The organism is Vibrio ouci, assembly GCF_004551525.1.
GTDB lineage: Bacteria > Pseudomonadota > Gammaproteobacteria > Enterobacterales > Vibrionaceae > Vibrio > Vibrio ouci.
In genome coordinates, this window is record NZ_SATR01000114.1 from 1 (window position 1) to 2,883 (window position 2,883).

Annotated in this window: 6 protein-coding genes; all 6 read left to right on the forward strand. The window is 40.7% G+C overall.

Annotated elements, in window-relative coordinates; all coding sequences use genetic code 11:
• The first annotated feature begins 45 nt into the window (after window positions 1–45).
• The gene (locus ELS82_RS23950; protein ID WP_039977686.1) at window positions 46–294 is read left to right on the forward strand and encodes a hypothetical protein; all 249 of its coding nucleotides are present in this window, start codon (window positions 46–48) and stop codon (window positions 292–294) included.
• 158 nt (window positions 295–452) lie between these two features.
• A complete protein-coding gene (locus ELS82_RS23955) occupies window positions 453–857 on the forward strand; it encodes a putative signal transducing protein (protein ID WP_134837647.1) in 405 nt (134 codons plus the stop codon).
• 153 nt (window positions 858–1,010) lie between these two features.
• Window positions 1,011–1,751: a DUF8608 domain-containing protein gene (locus ELS82_RS23960; protein WP_244230874.1), complete on the forward strand. Its 741-nt coding sequence runs from the start codon at window positions 1,011–1,013 to the stop codon at window positions 1,749–1,751.
• A 147-nt stretch (window positions 1,752–1,898) separates the two neighbouring features.
• Window positions 1,899–2,243 carry an HU family DNA-binding protein gene (locus ELS82_RS23970; RefSeq protein WP_167489512.1) on the forward strand — a complete coding sequence of 115 codons (345 nt, stop codon included), beginning with the start codon at window positions 1,899–1,901 and terminating at the stop codon, window positions 2,241–2,243.
• The gene (locus tag ELS82_RS23975) at window positions 2,243–2,626 is read left to right on the forward strand and encodes a hypothetical protein (protein WP_134837650.1); all 384 of its coding nucleotides are present in this window, start codon (window positions 2,243–2,245) and stop codon (window positions 2,624–2,626) included. Before ELS82_RS23970 ends, ELS82_RS23975 begins: the two co-directional genes overlap by 1 nt.
• Window positions 2,627–2,770: 144 nt before the next feature.
• On the forward strand, window positions 2,771–2,883 hold a 113-nt coding region (locus ELS82_RS23985), incomplete at its 3' end, for a peptide deformylase (RefSeq protein WP_341867200.1).

Consider the following 2,883-nt stretch of genomic DNA (forward strand, 5'->3'; position numbering starts at 1 on the left):
GGCGTTAGCACACAGGTTCATAGTTCGTGATAAAGGAAGAGGTAAATGTCTAAGGATGAAACGCTTCTACATTGTGGAAACTGCAATCAGAAGACGGCTCATAGACGACTAAGTGCATCTGAAGTTGAAGCACAGCAGCGAGTGAAGAATAGTACTAAGTCTCGTATTCTCAATATCGTTTTTGGTGTTCTACTGGGCTCAAGTAAATCAGAATCGCAGGTTAGCTATTTCAGGTGTAAGGTCTGTAATGCGGAGCATGATAGCAATGAAGGTATGCCTCACGGTTGGGGCTAGTTAATGCGTAACCCTATGTGCTAACAATAAATTTAAGCAGATTCGCAACGCTTGGCATTTTCGGTTTGAATCAACTTTAGTGTTTACGGCACAATGGTTTAGGTAGGTGGTRGCGTTGCTCACTACTTAATTTGGCGTTATGCCACTGGGAGAAATTCATGATTGTAGTAGCAAGGTTTTCTTTCCCTCATGAAGCCCATATTGCCAAAGCAAATCTAGAAAGTGCTGGTATTGAAAGCTTCATTGCAGATGAGCATACGGTGAATACACAATGGCTATATTCAAATGCTATTGGCGGTGTTCGCTTAATGGTTTCAGAAGGAGACTTAGAGGAAGCGACCGAAATTCTTACTAGTGATTTTTCTGAATGCCTAGAAAGTCACTCTCAAGAAATAGGAGAGAAGCTAGACATTTGTCCTCACTGCGGAAGTAGTGACTTATCTGCCTATACAAAGGGTAAGCGGCCAGCGTTTCTGGTGTTCATATTGTTAGGTTTTCCTCTGTTTTTCTATAAACAGGGTTATAAGTGCAATCAGTGTGGTGAGTTCAGCGAAAAACTTTGAGTCGTGGCATAACAATAAATTTAAGCAGATTCGCAACGCTTGGCATTTTCGGTTTGAATCGGCTTTAGTGTTTACGGCACAATGGTTTAGGCTAGGTGGTGGCGTTGCTCACTACTTAATTTGGCGTTATGCCTACTGATGAGAAATGTGATTATGAATATAGAATTGTTTGCTCCCTATTTTAGGGACGAAAACTATCCAGTTTGGCCTTGTCCAGAGTGTGGAGCAAATTCCTTAACTGCTGTGAAAGACGGATTTAAAAAACAATACAAGGTTCCCATTGACCCTAACCATCCAGCGTTTGATCCTGAATGGATAGAGTATGTATTTACATTAAACATGCAATGTGCGGTGCCTACGTGTGGTTGTGGAGTTGTATGTGTCGGCACTGGCGATGTTTCGCAAGAGTACTTAGATGATGGTTCTGGTGAGTGGGGTTGGTTTGAAAATTTTGAAGCTAAATACTTTCAACCTCCCTTACAAATATTCGAATTGCCAAAAGATACACCTAAAGGTGTAAAAGAGGCATTAAAAGTGTCTTTTTCAACCTATTTCTCTTCACCTAGCACAAGTTTAAGCACCTTACGTGCGGCTTTAGAGGTTTTGTTAGGTGAAATGGAAGTAGCATCAGTAGATGCAAAAGGTAACTTCCTACCTCTAGCAAAACGAATTAGTTCATTGCCAGAGAGTTACAGGAAAATTATTGAGCCTGCCAATGCAATTCGATGGCTCGGAAATGATGGAACACATTCAGGGTATCAAGTTAGAAAGTCGGATGTTGTTGATGGTTATAGAATCTTTGAACACATTTTGGAAGAACTTTACCCGGAAAAGAAAGCTTCAATTGAAGCGTTAGTTGCTCGAATCAATGAAGCTAAGGGTGTCGAAAAGTAGGCATAACAAAGCATTTAAGAGTGATTCGCAACGCTTGGCGCTCTCACTTCGAGTTGAGTTTTGTGTTTACGGCGCAGTGTTTAAGTTCGGTGTTTGCGCTGCTCACACGTTAATTGGGCGTTATGCAACTATGGAAAAGGGAAGTCTGTGAATAAAAACGAAGTAATAAGAGAAGTTGCTAGAAAAGCAGGGATTTCTCAGGCAGAAGCAAGACGAATAGTTGAAATTACGTTGGGCGTAATTTCAGATCATCTTAAATCTGGTGACGATGTAAAATTAAAAGGTTTCGGTCATTTTTCTACAAAAGGAACGGCACAAGCGGGCAAAGCTCATAGAGATACTCAGGCTCATGCAAAGGGATATTCCGGAGCTAGACCAACATTTAAAGCTAGTGAAAAGTTAAGGGTGAATGTTCGGCGTGCTGGGAAAGGTTCATCTGATCCAGATAAAACAAATGATCCTGGTGAGTTCATCAAAGGGATACGTAAATAATGACTGAAGAAAAAAGGATCGAGGACAAAGTAAAGCGTTCGGAGAAAATCAGCGAACTCACCCTGTATGTTGCATTTGGCTTAGTAGCCTTAACTTATACACTGTTTAGTTCTAAGTCTGATTTCGCAAATTTGCTATTGGAGCATAAGTCGCTATTTCTTATTGCGTCAATTTGTGGTGTGGTTTCGATACTTCTTCATTATTTGCAATATGTTGCGGGTTATTTTGCTGCTCAAAAAGCGCTGTCAGAGAGCGACTTTCAATATAGTAGAAAGTGGTGGTCTTATAGAATGATTAAGCCACTTTTTGTTGCAAAACAAATTGTTGTAATAGCAGGTGTTATCGTTGTTGGTACAGCGATGACTTTGACTTTAGTTGCATAACAATCTGTTTAAGAGTGATTCGCAACGCGTGGCATTTTCACTATGCGTTGCGTTTAGTGTTTAAGGTGGTATGCGGAAGCATCGGTATTGCGTTGCTCACACCTTAACAGGGCGTTATGAGCTTCCAAGAATTAGAAGGAAAATATGGCAGTTTTAGAAATTTTGACTGCACCTGATCCAAGGCTTAAGGTCAAAGCGGAAAAGGTGCGAGATATTACGACGGTACAAACATTAATAGACGATATGTTGGAAACGCT